Origin of the sequence: Ilyobacter sp., from assembly GCF_041583315.1 — a bacterium.
Taxonomy (GTDB): domain Bacteria; phylum Fusobacteriota; class Fusobacteriia; order Fusobacteriales; family Fusobacteriaceae; genus Ilyobacter.
This window is the reverse complement of record NZ_JBFHGC010000377.1, coordinates 1-2,869: the sequence shown is the minus strand read 5'-3', so window position 1 is coordinate 2,869 and position 2,869 is coordinate 1. Positions and strand designations below refer to the sequence as shown.

Here is a 2,869-nt window from a genome sequence, read left to right as displayed (position 1 = left end):
GCCTGTCGTCAACTATCTCTTTGTAGGAATCCTTATCCTCCACCAGCTTTACTTTTCCGTATATAGTTATATCCTCATTTTCTCCGAGTTTTTCAAGCTTTGTGTCTAAGGAAACAAAGCTCATATAATCTCCGCCGTCGGGTCTTTCCCCTGTATAGTTTGAACTAGATGAATCATAGTATCCGTCATCTTCATTGTCGTCTCTTATGCTTTCCAGTTCACTCACCATATTTTCAGTTACATTTCTGTAATTGAAATTCAGATATCCCTTACCGCTGTTGTAAGCATGGGAGTATTCTATATCCCATCTGTCCTCTTCACTGCTGTCTTTTTTGTAGAGAAGAGCATCGGTTACATCAAGCTTTGACGTACCGTAGTTATCTGTCTTGTATTCATTTTCCCATCTGCCGATTAGGACTCCCATTGTGTCTGCAAACTTCGGAGCAAATCCACCCCTATACTTGCTGTCCCTGTCTCCGTAAAGGAATCCCCAGCTGGTGTACCATCCGTAATCGTCATCTGATCCCCACATAGGAAAAAGCGGTACCTCTGATCCGGACCTTATATTCACCGCATACCAAGGCACAGTAAAAGGAAGTACATCTGTCCCTCCTATATAGAGGTCTGTACTTCTGAAAACTACCTGCTTATCCGGTTCTATAACTATCTCTTTCGTCCCAAGGTGATATCCAGCATCATTGATGTCGTCAGTCTGGGTAATCTTCGGGTCAGTTGTAAACCATGCATTGCTAAGTATGAGGTTTCCGCCTCTATACTCAGCTGTCTCGCCTCCGAAATATATCCTGTCACTTGGAGCTTCCGCCCCTGTCAGAGTCCCTACTTTCAGATAACCTTTACTGTCGTAAAACTTGGCATAATCTCCGTCGAGAGAAACCTCTGCATCTCTCGTCTCGATCTTCCCCTGGGCGCCTCCCTCTTGAAATTCTATTATCACGTCACCATTGGCTGTGACAGTGTTTTTTTCCTTGTCTCTCTGAAGTTCATATGCCTTCATTTTAAGGTTTCCGTACTGAAGGTTTACACCCTCTTCTGATTTTATGGTCTCACTTCCCAGGTCTATTTCCACTTCATCTGTGGCACCTAGAATTTTATCAGAACCTGCAGATTCTCCGTATAAATTTTCCTGGCCAAATGTATATATACATGCTATTATAAATGCTGCCAAGGCTATCTTTTTTCTCATCATCATCTCTTCCCCCGTCCAAATTAAACATTATAATTATAACACATATTTTATGTTAAATAAATTGAACATATTGAGAATTTGATTTTTTTTCATAAACATAAATTTTATTTCTCAATATCTATCAAGAATATATCAAAGTCATCAATTTTAATTTTTAAAAAATATATTTAAAATCTATCTAGGAGGTATTTGCTTTGAAGAAATTTTTGCTTTTAATCTTTATTCTGATCTCTGTAAATAGTTTTTCAGAAGAAGAGGTTAAAAAAGACACACAGTACATTATCCGTTTGGTCCACGGTGAAGGTTCATATTCCACTTTCGGAAGTCTCCTGTCACTCCAGGAAAATTATCATGATCAACAGGACAGCAGTCTAGACGGTATACAGCTGGAAAAATATATCGCCAAGGATCTGGTTAATAACTCTGTTGACCTGACTCTTTTTTCCAGTTTTTTCTATCACAGTCAGGATATTAAAAATTCAAATGGAAGCTATACTTCACCAATTACCATTTCAGGAGAGGATACTTTTCAGATAAACGGAGGAATCAAGGCCTACTGGAAAAACTTTCCATGGAACAGATGGGTAAGAACAAAAGTTGGACTGGGAGAGGGACTTTCCTATGTCCAGGAAAATCTTGATCTGGAGATACAAAACACCAACAGAAAAGACAGAAAAAGTGATGCACACCTTCTCAACTACTTAGACTTCACCCTGGCCTTCAACTTGAGGGATATCACCAGATGGGATGCCTTGGAGAATTACTATGCCGGTATGGGAGTCTCCCATCGTTCTGGAATTTTTGGCACAATAAACGGTGTAAACGGCGGATCAAACTTTTATACATTTTTTATAGAGGCAGAATTTTAAAAATTCTGTCTTTTTTTTATTTTTTTTATGAATTTTACGTTCGAATTAAAGCCTTTTAAAACTGCTTATAAACTTATCGTACTGATAAAAACATATGTTTGATTTTAATCCTTTTCCGTGGTAATATATACTCTATATATATGTTTTTGTTGTTTTTTTTACTTGGTGTGGTAATAAGTCGGATGTTATACTTCTTAAAAATATTTTATAAAACATTGAGGTGGACTTCATGGAAAATAAAGTTTTGGTTACAGGGTATTCAAAAATACCAGGTGGAATTGCAGGTTCTGATGTTTATTCAGTAATAGGATTAAGTTTATTGATCGAGGCTGACAGCGGGAAAATATTAGAAGCCGACACCAACTTAGTAATTTCACTTGCAAGAAGGCATATAAATGACATTCTTGTGGGACAGAAAATCACAGATCTTGCACTGCTAGAGTATCGTTTTAAGAGTGAATACCACGGTTCTGCAAGAAAGGCTCTTATTGTTGCTATGAAAATATGTTACGACAGATACTTAAAAGCTCTCGAAAACAGAAAAACATTAGAGGAAAAAAATTAACCTGATAATTTCTAAGTTAAATTTTTCCCCTGGTGATTCAAGGCAGACTTTTCAAAAGTTGGACTGCTCTTTTTAACGACCTGTTAAAAAGTCAGTCTGACTTTTTTTATTTCAGTTTTTTATAACTTCTATTTTATATAGAAATCCAACATTTTAAATAAAAATTATAATTCAGAAAGGATTATTAACTGCCTAAAAATAAAATTCATAAAAAAAGAGCTTCCCAGG

The 2,869-nt window shown here is 36.7% G+C and carries 2 protein-coding genes and 1 pseudogene; 2 read left to right on the top strand and 1 reads right to left on the bottom strand.

Going from position 1 to position 2,869, the window contains the following annotated elements; translation table 11 throughout:
• A pseudogene (locus tag ABZA26_RS11665) lies at positions 1 to 1,210 on the bottom strand (hypothetical protein); the annotation flags it as partial.
• A gap of 191 nt (positions 1,211 to 1,401) precedes the next feature.
• On the opposite strand from ABZA26_RS11665, the gene ABZA26_RS11660 reads away from it, so the two are divergent.
• Together ABZA26_RS11660 and ABZA26_RS11655 are read left to right on the top strand one after the other, a co-directional pair.
• A complete protein-coding gene (locus tag ABZA26_RS11660; RefSeq protein WP_372714695.1) occupies positions 1,402 to 2,076 on the top strand; it encodes a hypothetical protein in 675 nt (224 codons plus the stop codon).
• A 229-nt stretch (positions 2,077 to 2,305) separates the two neighbouring features.
• Positions 2,306 to 2,641, top strand: coding sequence for a DUF3870 domain-containing protein (locus tag ABZA26_RS11655; protein ID WP_372714694.1), 336 nt, complete (start codon positions 2,306 to 2,308; stop codon positions 2,639 to 2,641).
• Positions 2,642 to 2,869 lie beyond the last annotated feature (228 nt).

Bases quoted from the DNA above. Each gene is read 5' to 3' on its own strand.
- ABZA26_RS11655 (WP_372714694.1), top strand. From the start codon at position 2,306: ATGGAAAATAAAGTTTTGGTTACAGGGTATTCAAAAATACCAGGTGGA.